The sequence below is a fragment of the Streptomyces sp. NPDC090077 genome (genome assembly GCF_044747545.1).
In the GTDB taxonomy this organism is placed as follows: domain Bacteria; phylum Actinomycetota; class Actinomycetes; order Streptomycetales; family Streptomycetaceae; genus Streptomyces.
On record NZ_JBIVEG010000002.1, the window covers coordinates 239,913 to 262,655 of the forward strand.

Below are 22,743 nucleotides of genomic sequence, written 5' to 3' on the forward strand. Positions count from 1 at the left end.
CCAGCTGTCGCGGACGCGTGGCTGTCGTCGGTCGAGGCTTTGGCCCACGCCGCGGCGGGTGACGAGCGCGCTGCGGACCGGGCGCTGACGAGCAGTCGGTCCCTGGCCGCGAGATTGGGGTCGGAGGAGCCTCCGCCATGGCCGTGGGTCTTCACCTTCAACGAGAGCAAGGTGGCGGCCGCCCGAGTCACCTGCGGGGCCCGACTCGGCCTGCCCACCTGGGTGCTGGAAGCCGACACCGAAGCCCTCGCCACCGGCCACGCCAAGCAACGAGCCCTCCTCATCCTCGACATCGCCGCCGGCCACCTCGCCACCGGCCGGGTAGAGGCCGCGTTCGCGTTCGCTGGCCGTGCGCTCGACACGGGGCTCCAGTACCGTTCCGGGAGGATCGTGGACCGTGCCCGCGCGGTCCGCCGCGCGTACCGGACGTCGTCAGCGCCCAAGGTGGTCCGAGAGTTCGACGAGCGGCTACACGACGTCTACCTGTAGGGGAGGACACGCAATGCGAGTCGGGATCACCGGTCACCGAGGTCTGAGCGTCGAGGTCGAGCAGCAGGTGCGCGACCTCCTCGAAGCCGCAGTCAGGGACCACGGCGCCGATCTGGTGGGCGTCTCCTGCATCGCCGACGGCCCTGACGCCTGGTTCGCCGAGTACGTCCTCGCCCACGGCGGCCGCCTCGAAGTCGTCCTCCCCGCCGACCAGTACCGCGAAGGTCTGCCCGCCGAGCACTGGCCGGTGTACGACGAACTGATGAGCCGCGCCGCCGACGTCCACCGCACCGGGATGGCCGCCTCCGACTCAGCCGCGCACATGGCCGGCAGCGAGATCCTCGTCGGCCTTGTGGATGAGCTGCTGGCCGTCTGGGACGGGAAGCCGGCATGGGGCTACGGAGGTACCGCCGACGTCGTGGCGTACGCGGAGCGCACCGGCGTTCCGGTGCGGATTCTCTGGCCCGAGGGCACGAGCCGCTGACGCCCCCCGGACGTACGAAGGCGCCCCCTCCCGCCCGAAGGCGAGAGGGGGCGCTGTGCGTTCAGGCGGGGAGGAGTTCCCGGATCGAGGCCGCGATGCGGCGTGACAGGTAAACGGGCCCGGCATCGGTCGGGGTGGATCCCGCCGGTTCCGATGGAGACGTCGGCATTGCCGCTGCCCGTGGTCGCTCCTACGCGTCCGGTACCGGTGATCCGGGGCCCGTGGGTGGCCACCAGAGACCCCGAGGAGTCATAGATGGACCCGGTGATCGGGCTAACGAAGGGATAGGCCGCAGCGGCCGCCGCGGTGCGCAACGTGGCGTCGGTGTTCGTCAGCGAGGCACCGGGGCTCCCAGTCGGCGACCAACATCCGAGGACGTAGACCTCGCAGGCCGGCAGACCGGTCTTCACCGCGGCGTACAGCGCGGCGGCCGATGTGCTGATGGCGGGCTGGCTGCCGCTGCTGTCGTTGTAGCCGCCCCAGATCACGAGCCTCGTCGGCGCCCAGGCGACGACGTCTGCCGCCGTTCTGTTGAGCACGGGCCGAGTTGGGCTCGCACCATCAAGCTAGACGACGGAGCCCCCGGTCCCTGGTGGATCGGGGCTGCGTGCTGGGTAGGTGTATGCCGGGCCTGCGCGATGCAGTTCTTAGCCTTGGTGCCTCTCTGGATTGGTGAAATGCAGGTAGGCGATGCCTGCAACGCCCCCAAGGAAGAGTCCCTGCGCGCCGATTACCAAGCTGTACGGCCGGACAGCCCACGACACGACTTTTGCCAGTGGTGTCCACTGCCCAGCAGCTACCGGCGGGGTGTTCCCCAACGCTGTGAGGGCGTCTACTCCTGGGGCTAGAACTCCGTAGCTCCAGGCTCCCGCAATGAGCCAGGGGATGCAGAACAGGGCGACCGTGCCCGTACCTTGATACCCGTAGTGCGACACGAGCATGACGCAGGCAAGGGTTGCCAGAACGATGGGCGCCGAGGCCCAAAAGACCGTGGCGACCTTGACATAGTCCTCGGCTGATGCTTGGGATGGGATGGCTGCCTCTACTGCGTCGACCACCATGCCGACCGTCCAGGTGCTGACTACGGCGTTACCGACTAGGGCTACGCCGCCGGAGGCGAAGGCGACGAAGTAGCCGATTTCCCGGAGGTTTTTGTTCTGGCCGCCCATGGGTGACACCGTAGAACGGTGTGAGGGTCCCTGGCGGTCGTGTTTGTGGGGCGCGCCGCCAGGTTCACCTGAGTGCAGTCCGGGCCTGTTCGGGCTTAGGGCCGGGCGATGAGATTTCGTCGTGTCGGGCCGGACGCCGGGCCCTGTCCGGATCCGTCCGGGCGCAGGCTGGTGGGATGCCGGATCGTGCACGGATCACCGTCCACCCAGTTGCTCCTGCGGGCGGCCGGCGCCTGGTTGCGCACGTCCAGGGGGAGGACGCCATCCTCGGCACCCCGTTACGGGCTGGCGGACGTGGCGGAGTTCCTCCGGAGGATCGGAGTGGACGATCCGGATGCCGTCCTCGCAGCGGGGGACCCGCTGATGGAGTGGCGGATTGGCGGGGTGGCGACCTCGAGGTGTGGAGCGCGGAGGCCCCGCCCGAGAGCTGGTCGGGCGGGGCCGCGCGGCTGTCAGTACGTGGGGAAGGGCGGGGAGAAGTGCGCGGCGGCCTGGGTGGCGGTGGCAACCAGGATGGTCAGGGCAGCTGTGAGCGCTGAAAGGGCTGTTCGGATCCTCATGGCTGCTCCGTAAGTCGTCTGCTGGCGGGCCCTGTTGACTTTAGCGATGCGGCAATCCGGCGACCGGAAGGACGAGGCGCCGTCCACCACCTTTCAAGCCCCCGCCTACGAGGGGGAGGCCAGAGTCCACACCTGCCCGCAGCTGCCGCACCGCGCAGCCGGGTCGGCGCCGCCCCCGCCCCAGAGGGTGATGCGGCCGGCCGCACCGGCACGGTTCGGCGAGGACCCGGTCACGGCCGACGAGGTCGAGGGCCTGCTCGATGCGGGCGGCCGCTGCCTCGGCGACCGCGGCGATCCGGGCCCGGTGCTGGTCGGTCAGCGGGACGAACGGTGACGGGATCGCCGGGCGGCCGCTGAGCCGGCCCCCGATCTGGGACCCGGTGGAGCTCGTCGCCAAGACCGACAACGTCTTCGGGCTGCTGTTCGCCCTGGTCACCGTACTCATCGCGACGATCTCGGTGAACATCGCCGCCAACGTCGTCTCCCCGGCCTACGACCTGGCCAACCTCGCGCCCCGCCGGATCGACTTCCGCCGCGGCGCGCTCATCACCGGCGTCGTCGGCGTGCTGATCATGCCGTGGAAGCTGACCTCCACCCCCGAGCTGTACATCTTCACCTGGCTGGGCCTGGTCGGCGGGCTGCTCGGCACGGTCGCCGGAGTCCTCATCGCGGACTACTGGATCGTGCGCCGCACCCGGCTCTCGCTGCCCGACCTCTACCGGGCGGGCGGCCCGTACTGGTACACGGGCGGCTGGAACCTGCGGGCCCTGGCGGCCTTCGCGGTCGGTGGGATCCTGGCCGTCGGCGGCTCCCACTCGGCCCCCGGCAAGGGCCCGTTCCCCGAGGAGGGCCTGATCCCCTTCCTCAAGCCGCTCGCCGACTACGGCTGGGCGGTGGGCCTGACCGCGTCCCTGCTGCTCTACACGGCGCTCATGGCCGGGCGGGAGCACGGCGCAGCGGTGTGACGCGGGCCCGGACCCCGGCGCCCGCACCCGGGCCGGGGGTGGCCCGTACCCGGGCCAGGGTCCGCCACCGGCTCGACCGGGGACGGGCCCCGGCATCGTGACGGTGGGCGCCGGCCGGCGTCCACTGCGTGAAGGAGCCGCCACGTGACGGGCACGGAACCGACCACCACGGCGATGGTGGGCCGCGAGGGCGAACGGGCGGAACTCGCGGCGTTCGTGACCTCCGCCACCGGCCGCGCCCTCGTCCTCAGGGGAGACGCGGGGGTCGGCAAGACCTCGCTGCTGGACCACGCCGCCGCCCTGGCCGCCCGGCAGGGCCACACCGTCGTCCGGGCCGCCGGAGTCGAGGCGGAGTCCGCGCTGCCGTACGCCGGACTGCACCAGCTGCTCCACCCGCTGCTCGCCGGCGCCGCGCGGCCGGACGACGGGAGCCGGGCGGTGCTCGACGCCGTGTTCGGCACGGTCCGGAACGGGGGCCCCGGGACACGCGGGGCACAGGGCGGTCCGCCGTCCGTCATGGCGCTCGGGATCGCCGTGCTCGGCCTGCTGTCGCCCGCCTCCGCCCGGCGGCCGCTGCTGCTGGTCCTGGACGACGGGCAGTGGCTGGACGATTCCAGCGCCGAGGTCTGCGCGTTCGTCGGCCGGCGCCTGGCCGGCGGCCCGGTGAAGCTGCTGGTGGCGGTCCGTACCGACGTCACCTCCCGCTTCGACACCGCCGCGCTGCCCGAACTGCCGGTCGCCGCCCTCGCCGACGAGGACGCGGCGCACCTGCTGGACCACCGGTACCCGGAGCTGGGCCGCAGGCTCCGCCGGACCGTCCTCGACCAGGCCCGGGGCAACCCCCTGGCGCTGCTGGAACTCCCCGCCCACTTCGCCTCCCGGGCGGCCGGAGGGCTCCCGGTCGGGGACCTCGCCGACGAGCACGGCGTACCGCTGCCCCGGCGGCTCCAGCGGCTGTTCGACGCCCGCATTGCGGCCCTCGACGAGCGGGTGCGGGACGAGCTGCTGCGGGGCGCCCTCGACGGAGCCGGGACCCCGGGCCGCTCCGACGCGGTGCCGGGCACCCGCTACCGCATGCGGGACGCCGACGCGGCGGTGGCCGCCGGACTGCTGGAGGCCGGGCCGGCCGGCGGCCTCGCCTTCCGCCACCCGCTCGTACGGTCCGCCGTGGTGCAGACGGCCGCCCCGGCCCGGCGCCGGGCCGCGCACCTGGCGCTGGCCCGGTTCCACCGGGGGAACCTCGAACGCCGGGCCACCCACCTGGCGGCCGCGACGGCCGACCCCGACGAGGGGGTCGCCGCGGTCCTGGAGGCGGCGGCCGAGTCCGCGACCCGGCGCGGCGGCGCGCTGGCGGCCGTGACCTGGCTGACCCGGGCCGCCGAGCTCAGCGAGCACCCCGCCGACCGGTCCCGGCGGCTGGCCGAGGCGGCCTTCGTCGCCGGCCACGCCGCCCGGCCCGGCCAGGCGCACCGGCTGGTACGGGACGGCCTCGCCCCCGGCGCGACGCAGTCGGCGGCCGCGGTCCTGGCGGGCGCCTACCAGTCGCTGTACCAGGACGGGGACGTCCGCGGCACCCACGGGCAGGTCTCGGCCGCGATCGAGAAGCTGCGGGACGCCGGGCCGGCCGCCGGGGCGGTCACCGAAGGGCCTGGAGCCGGACCCGACGAGGTGCTCACCCGGCTGGTGGTCCTCCTCCTCGCGATCAGCCAGTACGGCGGCGACCGGGCCGCCTGGGAGAGCACGCACGCGCTCCTCGCCTCCCTGGGCGGCCTCGTCACCGAACGCGCCCGCCTCTACAGCGGCACCTGGAGCGACGTCGCCCGGTTCGGGGCAGGCTGGGCCGGGCCGGTCGGGCGGGCCGCCGCACACCTGCCGGACCTGGAGCCCTGGGACGTGGCACGGCTGGGCGTGGCCGCGTACCACCTCGACCTGTTGGACCGGTACCGCCCGCACCTCCAGCGCGTCGTGGACCGCGAACTGGAGACCGGGGCCGTGGCCACCGGCATGGTCATGCTGCACGAGATCATGCTCGACCAGATGGCGGTCGGCGAATGGGCGGGAGCCGAGGCCACCGGGCTGCGCGGCCTGGACCTGGCGGCCGAGCACGGCCACCACCTCTTCGCCGCCCAGAGCCGCGCGTACCTGGCCCAACTGGCGGCGCTGCGCGGGCAGACCGCCCGGTCCCGGGACCTGCGGGCCGAGGTCGACGCCTGGGCCCGCCCGCGCGGACTCGGGTTCCTGATCCAGATCGCCGACTCCGCCGGCGCGACCGCCGCACTGGGCAGCGGCGACCACGAGACCGCGTACCTCCACGCCGTCGGCATCACGCCGCCGGGCAGCTTCCGGCCGTACGCGCACCAGGCCGCGCGCACCCTCCTCGACCTCGTCGAGGCCGCCCGGCACACCGGCCGCGCCGAGCAGGCCCGGGCGCACGCGCTGGCCGCACGCGACGCGGGCCTGCCCGCGGTGTCGCCCCGGCTGGCCCTGATCACCTACGGGGCGCTGGCGATGACGGCCGAGGACGAGCGGGAGGCCGCCGAGATGTTCGCGCGGGCCGAATCCCAGCCGGACGCCGCCCGCTTCCCCTTCGAGCTGGCCCGGATCCGGCTCGCGCACGGCATCCGCACGAGCCATGTCCGGGACCGGGTGGCGGCACGGCGCCACCTGCTCCCGGCGGCCGAGGCGTTCGAACGCCTGGGGGCGGCCGGCTGGACCGACCGGGCCCGGGCCGCCCTGCACGCGACCGGGACCCCGCCCCGCACTCCGGCACCGGACCTGACCTCCCTCACCTGGCAGGAACGCCGCATCGCCGACCTGGCCGCCGGGGGCCTGACGAACAAGGAGATCGGCCGGCGGATGCACCTCTCCCCGCGCACCGTCGGCTCGCACCTGTACCGCACCTTCCCCAAGCTGGGCATCACGACCCGGGCGGCCCTGCGCGACGCCCTGAGCCGGACGGGGGAGGCCGCGGCGGTCTGAGGCCGCGCGGTCCGGGGCCCGGCGGTCCGGGGCCCAGCCGTCCGATGCCCCGCGTACGCCGTCACGGGCCCGCGAAGGCGGCCTCGATCTCGCGGCGTGAGGAGACGCCCAGCTTGGCGAAGACCTTGCGCAGGTGCCACTCGACGGTGCGGGGGCTGAGGAACAGCTGCGCGCCGATCTCGGCGTTCGGGTGCCCGCCCGCCGCGAGCCGGGCTATCCGGGCCTCCTGCGGGGTCAGCACCGGAGTGCCGACGGTCCGCTTGCGGACGGTCTCCCCGGTCGCCAGCAGCTCCCGCCGGGCCCGCTCGGCGTACGCCTCCATCCCGATCTCCAACGCGGCCTCGTGCGCGGCGCGCAGCTCGGTACGGGCCTGGGCCCGCCGGTTCTGGCGGCGCAGCCATTCGCCGAACAGCAGCCGGGTCCGCGTCTCGAACACCCGGAGCCCGCCCCGGCCGAAGTGGCCGACGGCCGCGAGGTAGCGGTCCTCGGCCGCTGCGGGGCCCGCGGTCAGGGCCTCGGCCACCGCCTGCGAGCCGAGGGCCCAGGGGGTGCCGGCCCGGGCCCAGTCGTCCAGCCGTTCGCGGGCCCGGGCGGCGACGTCCGGGTGTCCGGCCCGGGTCGCGGCCTCGACGAGCTCGCTGCACGTCCAGTTGTGCACCACGAGGTCCTGGTACTCCGCGCCCCGCAGCGCCGCTTCCATGGCGAGGGGGTAGTTGCCCAGGCCGTTGTGGAGCACGGCCCGCGCGCACGCCGCCATGGCCGTCAGCCGGCCCAGGCCGCGCCGCTCGCCCTCCCGTTCCATCGCCCCGAGCAGCTCCAGGGCGGGCCGTTCGCGCCCCTGGTACGCGGTGAGCAGGGCCGTCGAGACCATGCTGGTGGCCACGCCCGCCGCCTCCTCGATGGGCGCGGCCTCGGCGAGCAGGTCCCACGCCTCGGGGAAGCGTCCCGCGTAGCCGAGGGAGGCCGCCCGGTAGGGGAGCGCCGTCGAGAGGACCGACAGCGTGCCCGTGGTCCGGGCGGAGCGCACGGCCCGGCCGGTGATGTCCAGCCAGGCCCGGAGGTCGCCCAGCTCCACGGCGGCGTTCGCGGCGGGCCACAGGACGGTCAGGTCCTCACCGTCGGAGAGCCGGCCCAACGCGTCGGCCAGCAGCGGGAAGGCGGCGGCCGGCCCGTCCGTGGTCCAGGTGACCAGGGCCCGGAGGAAGACCCCCGTCGTCTCGTCGCCGGGCGGCAGCCCGCGGGCCGACTCGGCGGCCCGGCGCAGTCCGTCCGGGTCGTGCCGGCCCGCCCAGATGCCGGCTCCGAACGCGGCCAGGCAGGTCTCGCGCGCGGCGGCCGGGTCGAGGTCCCGCAGCCGGTCCACCACGTCGAGCAGCGGCTGCACCGCGCCGAACCCCGGGCCGGTCATGGCCGAGGCCTTGGCCCGCAGCCGGCCGGCGTCGGCCGACTGGAGCGGCTCCAGCGGCCCCAGTTCGGCGGCGGCGAGCAGATCGGGGACCCGGGCCGGCAGGCCCGCCGCGAGGTGCGCGCCCGCGGCCGCCAGCGCGCGCCGGGCCCGTTCCCCCGGGCCGGGGGTGAGTGCGGCGGCACGCTCCAGGAACGTGGCGGCGGCCGCCCGTCCGCCCCGCGCCAGGGCCCGGTCGGCGGACCGCTCCAGCGCGGCGGCGACCTCCTCGTCCGGGCCGACGGCGGCGTGCGCCCGGTGCCAGGCCCGCCGGTCGGGGTCGCGTCCGGCGTCGGTGGCCTCGGCCAGCGCCCGGTGCGCGGCGCGCAGCGCGGCGGCGTCTGCCCCGCGCCAGACGGCCGAACGCACCAGCGGGTGCCGGAAGCGCACCGGCGCCCCCAGGGTGATCAGGTCCGCGGCCTCGGCCGGGGCCGCGGCCTCGATGCCGATGCCGAGCAGGCGCAGCGCGTGCCACAGCAGCGGTGCGTCGCCGACCGGTTCGACGGCGGCGACGAGCAGCAGGGCGCGGGTGTCGGCCGGCAGCGCGTCCACGCGCCGCCGGAAGCCGTCCTCCACCCGGGTCGCCAGGGGGCCGGCTCCGGGTCCCCCGAAGCCGAACGCCAGCTCCGCCGGCGACAGGCCCCGGGGCAGTTCCAGCAGGGCGAGGGGGTTCCCGCCGGTCTCGGCGACGATCCGGTCCCGTACGCGGGCGTCGACCGGCCCCGGGAGGACGCTGTCGAGCAGGGTCCGGGCGTCGGCGTCGGCCAGCCCGCGCAGGGGGAGCTCCGGCAGACCGGAGAGGGCCTCCGCGCCCTCCCCGTCGGCGGTCCGCTCGGCGAACACCAGCGCCACCGCCTCGGCGTCGAGACGGCGTCCGACGAACGCCAGGATCCGCTGGGACATCAGGTCGATGCACTGGGCGTCGTCGACCAGGCACACCAGCGGGGACCCGGCCGCGGCCTCGGCGAACAGGCCGAGCACCGCGATCCCGAGCAGCAGCATCTCGGGCGGCCTGCCCGCGCTCAGGCCGAACGCGACGCGCAGCGCGTCCTGCTGGACCGCCGGCAGCCGGTCGAGGTGCGGGAGCAGCGGGGCGCACAGCCGTTGCAGGGCCGAGTACGCGAAGTCGGCCTCGGCTTCGACGCCGGCCGCGTACACGGTCTGCAACGGCGCCGCCCGCCCGGCCAGGTGGTCGAGCAGCACGGACTTCCCGACCCCGGCCTCACCGCGCAGCACCAGCACCCGACTGGCCCCGCCGCGCACCTCGCGCAGCAGGCGGTCGAGCGCCTCCAGCTCCCGGTCCCGCCCGAGGAGCCGGTGATTCGCGCGGTGGGGCATGTGACCTCCGGTAGGGGTGCCTCCCGGAGGAGCTCCCCCCATCCTACGAAGATCAGTCCCCGCTGACCTGCATGTATTCGGTCAACACGGGCGGCGGGGATCACCTCAGCAGTAGGTGAAGGAGCTGATCCTGTCGTTGATCCAGGACGGGACCGAGGGCCACTTCTCCCGGGGGCCGATCTTGAACTGCAGGCCGCCGTAGTTGTTGTGCTCGTAGAAGCAGATGCTGCTCCCCGTGTTGTTCACGACGGACGACGCGGTGTCCTGCATCCCGTCCCACAGGGCTCCGGTCCGCTTCAGCTTCCCCATGTCGGCGATGTTCTGGTCCGAGGCGATCGCACCGTACTTGGGGCCGCTGGTCGCACCGACGAAACCGTTCTCCGACCACAGGCACACGTAGTTGGCCGGGCACGCCCCGCTGCCCTGCCCGATCCCGAGGATCGTGGAGGCGCTCGCGGACTGCGCCGTGACCAGGAGGATCCCGGCGACGGCCGCGGCGTACAGCCCGGTCCTTGCCGTCCTGTTCAGCAAATTCATCACCATCCATCCGTTCTGCCCGACCGGGCGTCAGCAGTACTTGAAGGAACTGATCTTGTCGTTGATCCAGGCGGGGACCGAGGGCCACTTCTCCCGGGGGCCGATCTTGAACTGCAGGCCGCCGTAGTTGTTGTGCTCGTAGAAGCAGATGCTGCTCCCCGTGTTGTTCACGACGGACGAGGCGGTGTCCTGCATCCCCTTGTCCCCGGCGGACGTGCGCGCCAGCTTGCCCATGTCGCCGATGTTCTGGTTCGACGCGACGGCGCCGAACTTGTGGTCGAGCACGGGCTTGCCCTGGATGAAGTTGCCCTCCGACCACAGGCAGACGTAGCCGTCGGGGCACGACCCGGCCCCGTGGCCGATGTCGAAGACGGTGGTGGCGCTCGCGGCGGTCGCCCCGGCCAGGATCAGCCCGGTCGCGGCAGCGGCGCACAGTCCGAGCCTCGCCGCCCCGCCCTTCGAGAACATGCTCATGGTGTTCGTTTCCTTTCGTACGGTGATCTGTCCGCGGGCGGCGGGGTCAGCAGAACTTGAACGAACTGATCTTGTCGTTGATCCAGGAGGGGACGGAGGCCCACTGCTCCCCGGGGCCGATCCTGAACTCCAGGCCGCCGTAGTTGTTGTGCTCGTAGAAGCAGATCCGGCCGCCGGTGTTGTTCACCACCGAGGATGCGGCGTCCTGCATGCCCTTCCAGCGCCAGAGGTCCTTCTCGAACTTGAACTTCCCCATGTCCGCGAAGTTCCCGTCCGAACCGACGGCCCCGAAGTCGTAACCGGACGCCGGATTGCCCCGGACGAAGTTGTTCTCGCTCCACAGGCAGACCCAGTTGGCCGGGCACTTGCCGGGGCCGGTCTGGATGTCGGTGAGGATCGCGGCGTTCGCCGCCGTGGTCGTCGCGACGACCGCCCCGGTCAGCGCGGCCACGCCGACCGCGATCCTCGACACCGTTCTGCGCAGCTTCATCCTGGTCTCCTCTGCCCTGTGTTCCCTGTTCTCCGCGTTCGCGGGACGACTCCACAGTGCCGCCGGGGCAGTGCGGCGGACATCAGTCATTCGACTGCAGGTGATGACGGCACCGCCGTCGCGCGCCCGGAGGTCAGACGAGCCCCGCCAGTTCGGCGACCGTCCCCCCGAGGACCCGGTCGCGGACCTCGCCCGGGACGGTGACCCGCTCCACCAGCGCCCGTGCGAGGACCGGGTCGCCGTACGGGGCGTCCGAGCCGAACAGGGTCCGGTCCGGGAGCTCCTCGACGGCCAGCCGGACCGCGAAGACGACGGGGGCGGTGGACAGCTCCAGGTACATGTTCGGGGTGTCCCGCACCAGCTCGACCGCCTGCATCCAGTGCAGCCCGCCGAGCTGACCGACCACCAGCGGAACCGACGGGTACCGGCGGGCGAGCACGGACAGCGTCCGCAGGTCGTCCGCCGTGGCCGGGGCCGACCCGTGCACGACCACCGGCAGCCGGCCGTGGTCGGCGGCCGCCCGCAGCACCGGCTCGACCAGCCCCGCCCGGCCCGGCGGCGGCGTCAGCTCGCCGATCCCGTGCATCCCGCGCCCGACGACCTCCCGCTCCACCGTCTCCGCGATCCGCTCCGGCTCCAGGTCCAGCGGCACGGACAGGAAGCCGATGAACCGGTCCGGCCGCGCCGCGAGGGCCGCGTCCAGCTCCGCCCACGCCCGCCGGTACCCCTCGACCGTGCCGGCCCGGCCCCCGATCGCCTCGTCCAGCACCGCCATCTCCCGGCGCAGCGAGGCCAGGTCGCGGGCCCGCTCCGGATGCGGACGGGTGGCGAACAGCACCGTCCGGTCCACCCCGGCCTCGTCCAGCAGCCCCACGTGCGCCCCGACGGGATCGTGGACATGGCTGTGCGCATCGATGATCAAGGATCACTCCCTCCTCGGTGACCGGTCCGGAATGCGGCCGGCCCGCACACTGTTGCTCCCTGACACCGTGGGAAGGTCAAGCCGAAGGGAGCGGTCCGGTGCTGATCGGGGAGCTGTCACGCCGTACGGGAGTCAGCGAGCGCCTGCTGCGCCACTACGAGCGGACGGAGCTGATCCGCTCGGAGCGGCGCGCCAACGGCTACCGCGAGTTCGACGACCGGACGCCCGACACGGTGCGCCGCGTCCGCACCCTCCTGGCCGCCGGCCTGCCCACCCGCCTCATCCGCCAGGTCCTGCCCTGCACCGCGGACGAGGCGGCCCTGCGCCCCTGCCCCGGCGTCCTGGACAGCCTGCGCGGCCGGCTCGAGGTACTCGACCGGCGGGCCGCCGAACTGGACACCGCCCGCAGCCTCCTGCGCCGGACGATCTCCGCCACCGAGAACCCGCCGGCCTGAGCTGCCCGGGCCGACCGAGGGGTGGGGCCCGCCCCACCCCCGCCCAGGGGGGCCGCCGGAGTGCCCGGACCCGGCGCCGCGTGATCGGCTGTCCGTACGGGATCGGGATCTGGATCGGGATCGGGATCCACACGACGGAAGGCGGACGGGTGAAGCGCGGACGAGTGGGGGCCGGACAGGTGGGGCGGGGACCTACGAGGCACGGACGGGCGAGGCTCCGGATCGCGTACGCGGCCTGGGCGGCGGGAGTGGTGCAGTTCTTCGTGGTCCACGGGATCGTCGAGGCGGCCTGGACCCGGCCGTACAGCTGGGCGCGGAACAACATCAGCGACCTGGGCAACGCCCGGTGCGCACTCCAGCCTGATCCCGAGCCGCGGTACGTCTGCTCCCCCGAACACGGCCTGATGAACGCCTCGTTCGTCACCCTCGGCGTGCTGCTCGTCGTGGGCGCCGCCCTGGCCGGCGGCGCCGCGCTGTGGCGCAGGGGCGGGACCGCCGTCACGGCCCGGCTGCTGCTGGCCGGTGCCGGCGCGGGGTTCGTACTGGTCGGGCTGGCCCCCGCGGACGTCGACGAGAACCTGCACGTCCTGGGCGCCCTGCTGGTCATGGCCGTGGGCAACGCCGGTCTGGTCCTGGCCGGGTCCGGTCTGGGTGAGCGGGTCCCGGCCCCGCTGCGGTGGGGCGCCGGCCTGGCGGGGGCCACCGCGCTCACGGCCCTCGGGCTCTTCCTCTCGCACCGCTACCTCGGCCTCGGCATGGGCGGCATGGAGCGCGTCGCCGCGTTCCCCCTCCTGCTCTGGGTGCTGGCCGCCGCGGTCTCCGGCCTCGCCGCTCCCGCGGCCCGTACGGACCGACCGCTGCCGGCGGCCCGGCTCGGCCGCGCCGCCTGAAGCGGCGCCCGGGACCGGCCGGATGGCACAGTGGCCCCATGCACCTCCGGATCGAGGCATTCGACCTGCCGGGCCGCAGCTGTCCGCCCGGCCCCGGCTTCCCCGGGTACGCCGACATCCACGTCGCCGTCCAGCCGCGCGCACGGGACGGGCAGCCCCTGGACCCCCGCCCCGGCGATGCCGCCTCGGCGGCCTGGACCCTGGACTGCACCGCCCGGCGGGGCGCCGCGGGCGTCGACCTGACGGGCCCGTGGATCCAGGGCCGCCCCGGACAGCGGTTCGTCTACCTCTCCTGGAGCGGGCTCGACGGCACCGGTGCCCGCACCGTGTTCCGCCGGGCGAAGCTCATGCTCGACGCCGTCGACCCGGCGGTGGCCGACGCCGCGGCGGACACCGGACTGCTCGTCGCCCGCCTCGGCCTCACCGACTCCCTGGGCCGGCCCCGCTGCGCCGCCGTCCGCCCGCCGGCCGTCACCTGGTCCCCGGGGGCCGGGGCCGCCTGACGGCCCCGGCCGCTCAACTTGACGTTTAACCACTGACCTGCCCGGTCATGGCACTTCGAGCGGGCGCTGGTGTCCGCAGACCAGTACTGCGCCAGACTGGTCGTGAACGACGGCCTCGTAGCCGACGTTCACCCCGACGCTGACACCTTGATTGTGGAAGGCGACCTCGAAGGGGACCCCATCGGGGTCCACGCCCTCAGGAGTGTCGGTGGTGATCGTGAACTCCTCCCTGGGGTTCATCCAGTAGTCCTCACCCCATGGCTCGACCCAGATCCCGAGTACTTTCTTGGTGTCGTTGTTCAACCTGATCTTCGGCATTGCCGCAGCGTAGGCCACTCGGGCAACTGTCATGGATCCGATCAAGTTCGGCGGGGTTTGGTCCCTGTCTTGTGGTGTGAGGGTCGGGTGTAGGGCTCGCCGGTCGCCAGGACGCATCCGACCTCGTAGCGGGTGGCGGACTGCCTGTTCTTCGATCCGAGTGGTCGGCCCGGGCCGGGCCGAGTGGGTTTCGGTGCACGGGCTGGCGTGCCCGTCTTCACGTGCAGGTTCCTGAACCCGCGCCGGACGCGGGCAGGTGTGAGTCTGTTCGGTTCCGCAGCCCGTTGCCAAGGCCGGCGGAGATCCCTCGCGAGCGGGCGGGCGAGTCGGAGCTGGGCGTGTGCGGCCAGGACCATCCAGGTCCAGCGCTCGGCCGCTTCGGAGTTCCGGAGCTTGGGGAGGGTCCAGCCGAGCGTCTGCTTCAGCAGCCGGAAGTTGTGCTCCACGTCGAACCTACGCAGGAACGCCTGCCGGCATCGGTCAACGTCCTCGGGTCCCGCACCGATCCCCGGCCACCAGAGCCAGACGGGCTTGTTCACCCCGCCGCTCGGCAGCTTCGCCACCGCCAAAACTCTCGGATTCTGCGGGGTCGGTAGCCGGGCAAGCTGGCCGGGATTGGACTATGCCCTCTCAGCGAAGCCCCCGAGGATGGCCGGAAGTCTTCGAGTGGGGGAACCGATGAGGCGTCCGACAACTGCTGTGGCCGCGGTCGGTCTGTTGCTGGCGCTGACGGCCTGCCAGTCGGGGGCTGCGTCCGGCAAGGTCCAGGGCACCGACGCCGAGTTGGCCTGTGCGGCCCTGAACCGAGTGCCGGAACCGCTGCCGGGCACCGACGCCGGGAAGGCCTTCGAGATCGCGGTGGTGCGCCTCGCCGGCGCCGAGGAACTGGCCAGAGCGGCTGCCCTGACGGACGCCAAGTTCCAGCCACTCGCCGACACCCTGAGGAAGGCGCATGACTTCCTCAACGTGACCTCCGACCCCCAGCAGGCCGAACCCGAAGTCAAGAAGGCCCGGACGTACTGCTGAGCGCCTGTTCCGAGCCCTCGGCCCCGTCGGGGCCGGTCTCCCCGAAGGCCGCCCGACACCCCCGCCGGGACAGAACGCTCTTTCAGGAGCCCTGCGGCTCCCCGGCGTCGGGGAGGCGGCCGCCGTACGAGGCGGCCAGGGCCTCGGCGACGGCGGCCGCGTCCGCGTCGGCCACGTCCGCCGGGTACTCGGGCAGGAGGTCGTCCCAGACCGGCAGCCACGACCCGAACAGCTGCTTCTGCCCCTCGGGCCGGGCGAAGAACCACACGTGCAGGTGCGCGGCCCCGTCCCCGATGCGGTAGACGTGGGCCCGGGAGACGTGGGGGAGCGCCTGGACGTGGCGGACGACGTGGGCGGTCAGCACGCCCAGCTCGGCGGCCAGGGCGTCGGGCAGGTCGGCCATGTCGTAGTGGTCGCGCGGGTAGAGCATCAGCACCAGCGGCACGCCGACGCCCGGTATCCGGGCCAGCCGCCAGTGGTCGTCGAGCCAGATGCCCTCGTCGCGGGAGCGGCACTCGTCGCAGTCCGCCGGGTCCTCGCCGTGCCGCGGGGCCTCGGGCAGAACGGGCGGGCGCAGTACGGAGACGCGCAGGCCGTCGGCCTCGAAGGGGCTGACGTCCCATCCCGTCATCCGGGCCAGCGGGAGCCGGAGCTCGTCGTCGGCAGCCGCGCGTGCGTGGTCGTAGAACTCATCGGGTGTCAGGGCCATGATCACAAGACTAGCCGCGGGGTCCGCGGCGGCCCCAGGAATTCCCGGCCCCAGGCCCCCGGCCGCCGCCGCAGGCCCCGGCTTGCCGCGGCGGCCGGGCCCCCTGCGCATCCGCCGCCCCGGACCTGCTCACCGCTGAGGAGGCCGACCTCCGTGAGCGGACCCGGCGGACCGGGTCCGGTCACCAGCCGAGCAGTGGTTCGCCCAGGACATCGCCGCCGATGTGGGCGGCCAGGTCCCGGGCACGGGAGGGGCAGCCGAACTTGCCCACGTGGACGAAGACGGTGTGGTCGTGGGCCGGGGAGTCCAACTGCGGATCGTCGCCGTGGAACACGATCTGGACCCCGTCGTACTTCGGACTCGCGTACTGGCCCACCTCCGGGTCGTCCGGCCACGCGCCGTGCCAGTCGATGGCGGCCATGCCCCGGCCCAGGGCCGCCGTGAAGCGGTCCTCGATGCCCACCGGCACGTGCATCCCCACCATGTCCAGGGGCAGGTGCGGCTCCAGTGCACGGTCGTCCGCCGTCGTCACGTCGAGGTCGAACCAGAGGTCCTCGCCCGCCGGGCCGGTCCGCATCCCCGTGTACTCGTACCTCGCCCCAGGCAGGACCGCCGCCATCCGCCGGACGTCCTCCACCGTCAACAGCTCGGCGAAGAGCCCGATCCGGTCCTCGCACTCCCACAGCAGCGCGCACAGGTGCCTGGCCTTGGCGTATGCGGTGGCGGCGTCGTCGGTGCGGAAGACGGGATAAGCCTTGGAGTTGCCCATGGCCGAACCGTCACACGTGCCGAGTACCCCATGCCACCGCATTTCAGCCGGGCCTGCCCGTCCCGGCTGTTACCGTCCGGCCATGACCCGCCCCGACCACCCCGCGCTCACCCACCTGCGCCGGGATCCCGAACTGGCCGCCATCGCCGCGGGCACCTTCGGCTTCGACCTCGACCGGGCCGGGCACCTGGAAGGGGTCCGGCTGGCGAGCGGTGCGCCGCTGACGGCCGTGGCGGGCGACGACACCGGCGGCACCTTCTTCACCTGCGCCGACGGGTCCGTGCTGTACGCGAGCTCCGACGGCCGGGCGGGCCTCGTCGCCGGCAGCCCGGACGAGGCCCTGGAGATCCTCATCGGCCGACCGGCAGCCGGGCGACCTGCCCCTGCTGCCGTGCTCCTGCGGCAGGAGGCCGGCCAGGGGCCCAGCGAGGAGCTCCGCATCGCCGCGGTCCTGGTCGCCCTGCACGGTCAGCCGGAGGACCACGCCGAGCTGCGGTCCCTGCGGGAGTCCGACCCCGACTTCCACTTCCTGCTCAACGGCTTCCCCGGTTCCGCGACGGCCCTCGCCCCGTGGGCGGCCGAACTCGACGACTCGGACTACGGCCCGGATCCGCACGACGCGTACGACCTCACCTGGACGGCACTCGCCCGCCGCCAGGGCCGGACCGAAGCGGCCCGTGCCGCGCTCGTCCGCCTCCTCGACGACACCGAGCCGCGCGACGGACACCTGCTCGCGGCGCTGGCCAACGAGTTCACCGCCCTCGGCGACCTCGGCCAGGCGATCCGGGCCCGCCACCTGCACGCCTCCCTGCAGGACGACCCCGGCCGGCGCGGCGAGGCCCTCCGCGGTCAGGAGAAGGGCTGCGCGTCCGGGCGGCAGACGGTCCCGGGCGGCGGCAGCGCGCCGTCGGTGAAGTAGCGGCTCTCGTACTCCTTCACGCAGCTGCTGGCGTTGTTGAACAGGGCGGTGTGGCCGTACCCGTCGTGGGTGAGCAGCCGGGCGTCGCCCAGTTCCCTCGCCATCGCCTCGGAGCCCTCGTACGAGGTGGACGGGTCGTACCGGGTGCCGACCACGAGGACGGGGTGCGCGGTGGGCCGGTCCCAGGGGCCGGCGTACCCGTCGGCGGCCCGGGCCGGCCAGGTGGCGCACGGCTCTCCGGCCCAGGTCCAGAAGCGCCCGGCGTCGCCCGACCGCTTCGCGCTGTCCTCCTCCAGCCGCGGGTACGCGGCGGGATCCCGCGGGTTGGGGCTGTCGCCGCACCACACCGCCATCGCCTGCTCGTCGCCGAGGTACGGGTCCGGCTCCGCGACGGGCGGCGGGGGCGGGAACGCGGCGGGCCGCGGGGCCCGGCCCTGCCACAGGTCCTGGAGGCGGCGGGCGAGGTCCGTCCAGCCAGGGTCGACGATGTACAGGCCGGTGACGGTGTCGGCGACCGTCCTGGCGTACGTCCACGTGCCCACCGGGTGCTCCCGGAGCCGCTGCATCAGCCGGTCGAACTTCGCGCGGGTCGCCTCCGGGCTGCCGCCCGAGAAGGCGCAGCGGTCGGTGGCGGCAGCTCCGCACAGGGCGAGGAACCGGTCCAGGGTGGCCGCGGCGCTGCGGTCGGAGCCCATGCGCAGGAAGGTGGGGGTCCGGGCGTCCGGCCGGCCGTCGTCCGTCCACGCGGAGGGCGCGATGTTGCTGTCCAGGACCATGGCGCGGACCTTGCCGGGGAAGAGGTTCGCGTAGGTGGCACCGAGGATCGTGCCGTACGAGACGCCGAAGTAGTTGAGCTGCGGTTCGCCCACCGCCTGCCGGAGCAGGTCCAGGTCCCGGGCGGTGTCGGCGGTCGACACGTGCCGCAGGAGGTCGGCGTCCCGCTCCTCGCAGAGCCGGCCGAGGTCCTCGTACGCGTCGGTCCAGGCGGTGCGCTCCTTCTCCCCGACGGGGAAGCCGGCCGGCTTGGAACGCCCCCACGCCTCGGCGCCGCCACTGCTCCCGAAGCAGTTCACGGCCGTGCTGTTGCCGATCCCGCGGGGGTCCCAGCTGACGATGTCGAACCGGTCCCGGACCTCCTTGGGGAAGGAGTCGTAGTTCTGCGGCACCTGCACCGTCCCGGGCCCTCCGGGCCCGCCGGGGTTCACGAAGAGCGTCCCGATGCGGTGCGCGCCGTCGGCCGCCTTCCTGCGGACCACGGCCAGGTCGACGGTCCGGCCCGCCGGGGCGGAGTGGTCGAGGGGGACGCGGGCGGTGGCGCAGTCGTACGGACTCCCGGGCACGCACGGGGTCCAGTCCAGCGCGGGCGGTGACGGCGCGTCCCGGGCGACGGCGGGCCCCGGGCCGCCGAGCAGCGCCGAGCAGACCCCCGCCGCGACGAGCACCGCCGCGCGGTGGCGGTACCGGCGGCGGCCCACCGGTCGGGACAGGGCCATGGTCCGCCCTCCTCCGCTGCCGGGTACGACGAGAGCCCCTGGAACCACCAAACCTCGCTTCCCCGCCCTCCGCGAGCCGGCGCTCAGTCGAGGACGTGCAGGATGTCCAGGAGGTCCAGCCGGGAGCCGTCGCCGGCGTCGCCGGTGCGGCGCGGCCGCAGCGGGACCGGATCCCGGTAGGTCTCCGCCGCCCTCGCGCGGACGGCGTCCGGCCCGCCGCACGCCGCGACCGCGAAGTCACCGAAGGCCCCGGCGAACGCCGCCGGATCGCGCAGGTGCACCCCGTACGCCCGCCCGCTCAGCAGCGGCACCCACACCACCCGGTCGCCCGGGGACCACTGCGCCACTGGCCGGTCGTCCGCGGTCGACCGCCCCTCCAGCCACAGCCGCGCCACGTGCAGCAGGTTCACCTTCTCCATCGGCAGCCGCTTGCGCCACACCCGCAGTCCCCGCGGCGTCAGCGTGACCAGCTGCTCCTTCCGCGAGTACCAGACGACGCCGATCCCGAACGGCACCCACAGCAGGACCCCGACCACCGGCCAGACCAGGGCGTCGCCCCAGGACCGCACCAGCCCGCCGTCCACCAGGGCCAGGACCCCGAAGACCAGGACCCACTTCGCCGTCATCCGCCAGAACCCGCTGCCCTGCCGGTACAGCACCCGCCGCTCCTCCGTCACCACCATGCCCGCACGCTATCCGCCGCCCCCGGTCCCGCCGCGGGCGCCCTCCGCCCCGCCCTAGACTGGCCGTCGGGGCGGGGCGACCCGCCTCCCTGCCGGAAGGACCCCGCCATGCCGCGTACCGGCGCCGACCCCGGGAACCCGCCCTCCGGATGGCTGCCCTCACCGGACGGGGGCCGCCCCGAGGGGCGCAGCTGCTCCCACGCGGCGGACCTGCCCCCCTCAGCACAAACCCCGGACCGGGCCTGCGCGGAATGCCGGGCCCGCGGATGGACCTGGACCCGGCTGCGATGGTGCGCCACCTGCGGGTACGTCGGCTGCTGCGACAGCTCCCGCGGCCGCCACGCCCACGCCCACTACGCGCGCACCGGCCACCCCGTGGTCCTCTCCCTGGCCCCCGACGAGTCCTGGGCCTGGTGCTTCGCGGACGAGCTCTTCCTCGTCCGCACCCCCTGAACCCGCACCCCGCCCCCGCATCCGCCCCCACCCCGGACGGCGAAGAACATGACGGAGGTGCAGCCGATGAGCGACCCGCACGACGGCCACGCTCCCCGGCCGCCGGAATCGGTCTGGGACTACCCGCGCCCCCCGATCGTGCAGCCGGACGACCGGCACGTGGTGGTCCGGCACCGGGGAGTGACGCTGGCCGACTCCCGGGCCTGCCGGCGCGTCCTGGAGACGAGCCATCCGCCCGTCTTCTACGTGCCGCGCGACGACGTCCGCACCGACCTCCTGTCCCGGTCTCCGACGGGCACCTTCTGCGAGTGGAAGGGCACGGCCACCCACTGGACCCTCGTCCTGGGCCCCGAAACGGTCCCCGACGCGGCCTGGAGCTACGAGGCACCCTCACCCCGCTACCGGTGCCTCGCCGGCCACCTCGCCTTCTACCCGGCCAGGGTCGAGCTGTGCACGGTCGACGGCGAGCCCGTACGGGCCCAGCCCGGCGACTTCTACGGCGGCTGGATCACCGCCGAGATCCGGGGCCCCTTCAAGGGCGGGGCGGGCACCGCCGGCTGGTGAGGACCGGCCGCGCACGGGCCGCGTGGGACGCCGTCCGAGCGCATCCGAACGAGCTGTCGAAAATGCCTCGACACCGGCAGTGATCATCGACGATGCTTCGCGCGATGACCAGAATCACCGACACACCGCCCGCGTGGGACGAGCGCACCCAGCTCACCACATTCCTCGACTACACCCGTGACACCGTCCGCGCCAAGTGCGACGGCGTCTCCGCGGAGAACGCCGTCAAGGCGATCCTGCCGGGGTCCCCGCTGATGACCATGAGCGGAGTGGTCAACCACCTCCGCTGGGTCGAGTACTACTGGTTCCAGATGGTCTTCCTCGGCGAGGAGGACCAGGGCCCCTGGACCGAGGAGGACCCCGACCGCGAGATGCGCATCGCCGTCGACTTCCCGCTCCCGCAGCTGCTCGACGAGTACGCCGAACAGAGCGCCCGCTACCGCGAACTGGTCGCCGGGGCCTCCCTGGACGCCAAGGCCGAACGGCCCATCCGCAACGGCCTCCACGTCGACCTGCGCTGGATCCTCCTCCACCTCACCGAGGAAACGGCCCGCCACAACGGCCACCTGGACATCCTCCGCGAACTCCTCGACGGCACGACGGGCGGCTGAACCGCCTCCTCCGGCTCACCCCCGGCTGCGGAGCACCACCGTGGGCCCTGCGGCAGAAGGCCCGGCGTTCAGCGCGGGCCCGGACCCGCCGTCAGGTCGGTGAGGACCTCGCGGGCCGTGCGGGTTCCCGAGGCGAGGGCGCCCTGGAGGGAGCCCGTTGCGCGGTGGTCGCCGCAGACGTAGCGGCCGGGGGAGAAGCGGGTGGTGCGGGTGAGGGGCAGTGGGGGCGGCATGGCGGGCAGGGCGCCGCGTACGGTCACGCGGTGCACCGGCTCCCAGGTCGCGGTGTCCGTGCCGTACGCCTCCGCGAGGGCGTTGAGCACGGCGGCCTCCTCCACCGGGCCCGGCGTGCCGAGCACGGAGGTCGACACCAGGCTCCTGCCGTCAGCGGAGTAGCCGGGCTGGACCTCGGTGAGGACGCACGTGTTCAGGAACCGGCGCCGCGCGTCGACCAGCAGGGTCGGCTCCGGCAGCGGGGACCGTTCGACCGCGTGGTAGAGCGTCGTCACGGTCCTGCCCGGGGACGGCGCCAGTCCGGGCAGCAGGCGGGCCGCGGCGCCCGCCCCGGTGGCGACGACGACGGCCCGGGCCCGTGGTCCTTGTTCGCCGCTCCCGAGGAGCACTCCCTCCGGCCCCAGCCCGGTGACCGGCGACGAGGTGCGCAGCACCTGCGGGGGCAGGCCGGCGGCGAGCTGCGCCGGTACCGCGCCGATGCCGTCGCGGGGCAGGCAGAGCGTGCCGCGCAGCATGCTGCGCCAGACCAGGTGGAAGAAGCGGGCGGAGGTCTCCAGGGAGTCCTCCAGGAAGACCCCGGACAGGAAGGGCCGGAAGAACGTTTCGACGAAGTCCTCGGAGAACCCCGCATCGGCCAGCGCGGTACGGGTGGTGGCGTCGGGCCGGGCCCGCAGGCGGGACGCGGGGGCGAGCAGGGCGCGGGCCGAGAGCACGCCGAGGGCCAGCAGGTCGCGCGGCTTCACCCGCCGGCCGGCCACGAGGCCGATGCCGTCGCGCGGGCGCCGGGTGGGGTCGGCCAGCCGGAGCCGTCCGGCGTCGGTGTGCACCAGCACCCCGGGGGTGAACGGGCGCAGGAACAGAGAGGGCAGGTCCAGGCGGCGCCTGACCTGCGGGTAGCCGGTGTTGAACACCTGGAAGCCGCGGTCGGTGGTGAAGCCGTCGACCCGGTCGGTGCGGATGCGGCCGCCCACCGTGTCCTCGGCCTCCAGCAGGCGCACGGCCAGTCCGGCCGCGGCGAGGTCCGAGGCGCAGGCCAGTCCCGCGGCTCCCGCGCCGACGACCACCACGTCGCAGTTGTCGCAGTTCATGGACGCCCTCGACTTCCTGCCCGGATCGCGGGCGCAGCGGTGGTGGCCAGGCTACGCACCGGCGGCCGGGCCGCACGGCCGGACGCGCCGCCCGGCGCGGCGGGTGGGCGGGGCGGGAAGCCGCTGGTGCGCATCGCTTCCTCGGGGTGCGCGGCCGAACGGATGAACCCTCCCGGC

23 protein-coding genes and 2 pseudogenes are annotated in these 22,743 nt (G+C 74.2%); 12 read left to right on the forward strand and 13 right to left on the reverse strand.

Annotation, left to right across the window (positions count from 1 at the left end; genetic code table 11):
* The first annotated feature begins 171 nt into the window (after window positions 1–171).
* Together ACIPW5_RS05315 and ACIPW5_RS05320 are read left to right on the forward strand one after the other, a co-directional pair.
* Complete coding sequence (locus tag ACIPW5_RS05315; RefSeq protein WP_401240618.1) at window positions 172–489, forward strand: hypothetical protein; 318 nt, start codon at window positions 172–174, stop codon at window positions 487–489.
* Window positions 490–502: 13 nt separating this feature from the next.
* Window positions 503–973: a hypothetical protein gene (locus ACIPW5_RS05320; RefSeq protein WP_401240621.1), complete on the forward strand. Its 471-nt coding sequence runs from the start codon at window positions 503–505 to the stop codon at window positions 971–973.
* A 647-nt stretch (window positions 974–1,620) separates the two neighbouring features.
* Here ACIPW5_RS05320 and ACIPW5_RS05325 read toward each other — a convergent pair.
* Entirely contained in the window at window positions 1,621–2,142 is a 522-nt protein-coding gene (locus ACIPW5_RS05325; RefSeq protein ID WP_401240622.1) for a hypothetical protein, read from the reverse strand.
* 928 nt (window positions 2,143–3,070) lie between these two features.
* Between ACIPW5_RS05325 and ACIPW5_RS05330 the strand changes: the two are divergent.
* Together ACIPW5_RS05330 and ACIPW5_RS05335 are read left to right on the forward strand one after the other, a co-directional pair.
* A pseudogene (locus ACIPW5_RS05330) lies at window positions 3,071–3,667 on the forward strand (cytosine permease); the annotation flags it as partial.
* A gap of 174 nt (window positions 3,668–3,841) precedes the next feature.
* Window positions 3,842–6,646 carry an AAA family ATPase gene (locus tag ACIPW5_RS05335; RefSeq protein ID WP_401241422.1) on the forward strand — a complete coding sequence of 935 codons (2,805 nt, stop codon included), beginning with the start codon at window positions 3,842–3,844 and terminating at the stop codon, window positions 6,644–6,646.
* 61 nt (window positions 6,647–6,707) lie between these two features.
* Here ACIPW5_RS05335 and ACIPW5_RS05340 read toward each other — a convergent pair whose 3' ends face one another.
* The 5 genes from ACIPW5_RS05340 to ACIPW5_RS05360 form a co-directional block, all read right to left on the reverse strand.
* Window positions 6,708–9,428 (reverse strand): AAA family ATPase, encoded by a 2,721-nt coding sequence (locus tag ACIPW5_RS05340; protein ID WP_401240625.1) that lies wholly within the window; start codon window positions 9,426–9,428, stop codon window positions 6,708–6,710.
* Window positions 9,429–9,533: 105 nt separating this feature from the next.
* Window positions 9,534–9,965: a peptidase inhibitor family I36 protein gene (locus tag ACIPW5_RS05345; RefSeq protein ID WP_401240626.1), complete on the reverse strand. Its 432-nt coding sequence runs from the start codon at window positions 9,963–9,965 to the stop codon at window positions 9,534–9,536.
* Between the two features lie 30 nt (window positions 9,966–9,995).
* Window positions 9,996–10,439, reverse strand: coding sequence for a peptidase inhibitor family I36 protein (locus ACIPW5_RS05350; protein ID WP_401240628.1), 444 nt, complete (start codon window positions 10,437–10,439; stop codon window positions 9,996–9,998).
* Between the two features lie 46 nt (window positions 10,440–10,485).
* Window positions 10,486–10,929, reverse strand: a complete 444-nt coding sequence (locus ACIPW5_RS05355) for a peptidase inhibitor family I36 protein (RefSeq protein ID WP_401240630.1) — start codon at window positions 10,927–10,929, stop codon at window positions 10,486–10,488.
* Window positions 10,930–11,062: 133 nt separating this feature from the next.
* Entirely contained in the window at window positions 11,063–11,851 is a 789-nt protein-coding gene (locus ACIPW5_RS05360) for an amidohydrolase family protein (protein WP_401240633.1), read from the reverse strand.
* Window positions 11,852–11,949: 98 nt separating this feature from the next.
* Here ACIPW5_RS05360 and ACIPW5_RS05365 point away from each other — a divergent pair, with 98 nt between their 5' ends.
* The 3 genes from ACIPW5_RS05365 to ACIPW5_RS05375 all read left to right on the forward strand — a co-directional run bounded on the left by ACIPW5_RS05365 (window position 11,950) and on the right by ACIPW5_RS05375 (window position 13,699).
* Window positions 11,950–12,306 carry a MerR family transcriptional regulator gene (locus ACIPW5_RS05365; RefSeq protein WP_401240636.1) on the forward strand — a complete coding sequence of 119 codons (357 nt, stop codon included), beginning with the start codon at window positions 11,950–11,952 and terminating at the stop codon, window positions 12,304–12,306.
* 251 nt (window positions 12,307–12,557) lie between these two features.
* Complete coding sequence (locus ACIPW5_RS05370) at window positions 12,558–13,196, forward strand: DUF998 domain-containing protein (protein WP_401240638.1); 639 nt, start codon at window positions 12,558–12,560, stop codon at window positions 13,194–13,196.
* Between the two features lie 38 nt (window positions 13,197–13,234).
* Entirely contained in the window at window positions 13,235–13,699 is a 465-nt protein-coding gene (locus ACIPW5_RS05375; protein ID WP_401240641.1) for a DUF5990 family protein, read from the forward strand.
* 45 nt (window positions 13,700–13,744) lie between these two features.
* On the opposite strand, the gene ACIPW5_RS05380 is transcribed toward ACIPW5_RS05375, so the two are convergent.
* Both ACIPW5_RS05380 and ACIPW5_RS05385 read right to left on the reverse strand, forming a co-directional pair.
* On the reverse strand, window positions 13,745–14,017 hold the full coding sequence (locus ACIPW5_RS05380; protein WP_401240643.1) for a hypothetical protein: 273 nt from the start codon (window positions 14,015–14,017) through the stop codon (window positions 13,745–13,747).
* Between the two features lie 41 nt (window positions 14,018–14,058).
* Window positions 14,059–14,586: pseudogene (locus ACIPW5_RS05385) on the reverse strand (transposase); the annotation flags it as partial.
* A 109-nt stretch (window positions 14,587–14,695) separates the two neighbouring features.
* Between ACIPW5_RS05385 and ACIPW5_RS05390 the strand changes: the two are divergent.
* Window positions 14,696–15,043: a hypothetical protein gene (locus ACIPW5_RS05390; RefSeq protein WP_401240646.1), complete on the forward strand. Its 348-nt coding sequence runs from the start codon at window positions 14,696–14,698 to the stop codon at window positions 15,041–15,043.
* An 82-nt stretch (window positions 15,044–15,125) separates the two neighbouring features.
* Here the strand turns inward: ACIPW5_RS05390 and ACIPW5_RS05395 are convergent, their stop codons facing one another.
* Entirely contained in the window at window positions 15,126–15,752 is a 627-nt protein-coding gene (locus ACIPW5_RS05395) for a hypothetical protein (RefSeq protein ID WP_401240648.1), read from the reverse strand.
* A gap of 181 nt (window positions 15,753–15,933) precedes the next feature.
* Window positions 15,934–16,521: a hypothetical protein gene (locus ACIPW5_RS05400; protein WP_401240649.1), complete on the reverse strand. Its 588-nt coding sequence runs from the start codon at window positions 16,519–16,521 to the stop codon at window positions 15,934–15,936.
* An 82-nt stretch (window positions 16,522–16,603) separates the two neighbouring features.
* On the opposite strand from ACIPW5_RS05400, the gene ACIPW5_RS05405 reads away from it, so the two are divergent.
* Entirely contained in the window at window positions 16,604–17,440 is an 837-nt protein-coding gene (locus ACIPW5_RS05405; protein WP_401240652.1) for a hypothetical protein, read from the forward strand.
* Here the strand turns inward: ACIPW5_RS05405 and ACIPW5_RS05410 are convergent.
* On the reverse strand, window positions 17,371–18,933 hold the full coding sequence (locus tag ACIPW5_RS05410; protein ID WP_401240653.1) for an alpha/beta hydrolase: 1,563 nt from the start codon (window positions 18,931–18,933) through the stop codon (window positions 17,371–17,373). The two genes, ACIPW5_RS05405 and ACIPW5_RS05410, sit on opposite strands and share 70 nt — an antisense overlap.
* A gap of 83 nt (window positions 18,934–19,016) precedes the next feature.
* The gene (locus ACIPW5_RS05415) at window positions 19,017–19,616 is read right to left on the reverse strand and encodes a hypothetical protein (protein WP_401240655.1); all 600 of its coding nucleotides are present in this window, start codon (window positions 19,614–19,616) and stop codon (window positions 19,017–19,019) included.
* Window positions 19,617–19,724: 108 nt separating this feature from the next.
* On the opposite strand from ACIPW5_RS05415, the gene ACIPW5_RS05420 reads away from it, so the two are divergent.
* The 3 genes from ACIPW5_RS05420 (at window position 19,725) to ACIPW5_RS05430 (ending at window position 21,244) form a co-directional block, all read left to right on the forward strand.
* Window positions 19,725–20,069 carry a UBP-type zinc finger domain-containing protein gene (locus ACIPW5_RS05420; RefSeq protein WP_401240658.1) on the forward strand — a complete coding sequence of 115 codons (345 nt, stop codon included), beginning with the start codon at window positions 19,725–19,727 and terminating at the stop codon, window positions 20,067–20,069.
* Between the two features lie 66 nt (window positions 20,070–20,135).
* Window positions 20,136–20,633, forward strand: coding sequence for a DUF427 domain-containing protein (locus tag ACIPW5_RS05425; RefSeq protein WP_401240661.1), 498 nt, complete (start codon window positions 20,136–20,138; stop codon window positions 20,631–20,633).
* Window positions 20,634–20,737: 104 nt separating this feature from the next.
* Window positions 20,738–21,244 carry a DinB family protein gene (locus ACIPW5_RS05430; RefSeq protein ID WP_401240664.1) on the forward strand — a complete coding sequence of 169 codons (507 nt, stop codon included), beginning with the start codon at window positions 20,738–20,740 and terminating at the stop codon, window positions 21,242–21,244.
* 68 nt (window positions 21,245–21,312) lie between these two features.
* Here ACIPW5_RS05430 and ACIPW5_RS05435 read toward each other — a convergent pair whose 3' ends face one another.
* Window positions 21,313–22,566 (reverse strand): NAD(P)/FAD-dependent oxidoreductase, encoded by a 1,254-nt coding sequence (locus ACIPW5_RS05435; RefSeq protein ID WP_401240667.1) that lies wholly within the window; start codon window positions 22,564–22,566, stop codon window positions 21,313–21,315.
* Window positions 22,567–22,743: the final 177 nt, after the last annotated feature.